1 rRNA gene is annotated in these 1,117 nt (G+C 43.1%); it reads left to right on the plus strand.

Annotated elements, in window-relative coordinates:
* Nucleotides 1-1,117 (plus strand): 23S ribosomal RNA (locus tag J2Z39_RS08390); the annotation flags it as partial.

Raw genomic sequence — 1,117 nt, forward strand, 5'->3', positions numbered from 1 at the left:
GACCCCTAGGTATCCGAATGGGGAAACCCGTCTGTGGAAGACACAGACATCATAAAGTGAATACATAGCTTTATGAAGTAAGACCCTGCGAACTGAAACATCTAAGTAGCAGGAGGAAAAGAAAGAAAACTCGATTTTCCAAGTAGCGGCGAGCGAAAAGAAAGCAGCCCAACCCAGTAAGAAATATATTAACTAGTAGAATCATTTGGGAAAATGAACCAAAGAAAGTGAAAGTCTTGTAAACAAAAGAAAATATATTGTGGGTGCAAGTAGCAGTGAACACGAGAAATTTGCTGTGAAGATAGGGGGACCATCCCCTAAGGCTAAATACTAACATGTGACCGATAGCGAACAAGTACCGTGAGGGAAAGGTGAAAAGAACCCCGAAAGGGGAGTGAAACAGAACCTGAAACCTTAAGCCTACAAGCAGACAGAGGGCAAAAGCCTGATGTCGTACCTTTTGTAGAATGGGCCAGCGAGTTATCATATATAGCAAGGTTAAATCTTTAAGAGATGAAGCCAAAGCGAAAGCGAGTCTTAATAGGGCGAAAGTTAGATATGATAGACCCGAAACCGGGTGATCTATCCATGGTCAGAGTGAAGGTGAAGTAAAATTCACTGGAGGCTCGAACCGGGTGCGGTTTAAAACGCATCGGATGAACTGTGGATAGGGGCGAAAAACCAAACGAACCCGGAGATAGCTGGTTCTCCTCGAAATAGCTTTAGGGCTAGCCTATGATTAAAGATTTAAGGAGGTAGAGCACTGACTGGCCTAGGGCGGCTAACCGTACCAAAGCCTATCAAACTCCGAATGCCAAAAAATCAGATCATGGAGTCAGACTTAGAGGGATAAGCTCCTAAGTCGAAAGGGAAAGAGCCCAGACCGACAGCTAAGGTCCCAAAATCTGGATTAAGTGGAAAAGGATGTGAACCTACTAAGACAACCAGGACGTTGGCTTAGAAGCAGCCATACATTTAAAGAATGCGTAATAGCTCACTGGTCAAGTGGGTTTGCGCCGAAAATAAACGGGGCTAAAATTCAGTACCGAAGCTTCGGATTGATAGAGAATTTAAATCTATTATATAAAAGAAACCATAAAAAAGGTTAAAGAAAACT

This window comes from Anaerococcus nagyae (genome assembly GCF_017874535.1).
In the GTDB taxonomy this organism is placed as follows: domain Bacteria; phylum Bacillota; class Clostridia; order Tissierellales; family Peptoniphilaceae; genus Anaerococcus; species Anaerococcus nagyae.